This window comes from Halomonas marinisediminis, assembly GCF_004347715.1.
Taxonomy (GTDB): Bacteria; Pseudomonadota; Gammaproteobacteria; order Pseudomonadales; family Halomonadaceae; genus Halomonas; species Halomonas icarae.
In genome coordinates, this window is record NZ_SLTR01000912.1 from 1 (window position 1) to 216 (window position 216).

1 protein-coding gene is annotated in these 216 nt (G+C 75.0%); it reads left to right on the forward strand.

The window, feature by feature from the left end; translation table 11 throughout:
* Positions 1 to 17: 17 nt before the first annotated feature.
* Positions 18 to 216 (forward strand): NAD(P)-binding domain-containing protein (locus tag E0702_RS21720; RefSeq protein WP_368816933.1); only part of this gene is annotated, 199 nt, incomplete at its 3' end.

The window sequence follows — 216 nt, forward strand, 5'->3', positions numbered from 1 at the left end:
CGCCGCTCCCCCCCCTGCTGGACCGGGGCGCGCGGGAGGCCCCGGATGCGGTGACGCTCCTTGACGGCTGCGACGTGCTCTTCACCTGCCTGCCCGACGCGGAGGCGGTGGCGGGACTGGCGGACACGCTCCTCCCCCATACGCGCCCGGGCCAGATTTGGATCGACACGACCACCTCACGGCCGGAGACCAGCGCCACCCTCGCGCACCGGCTCG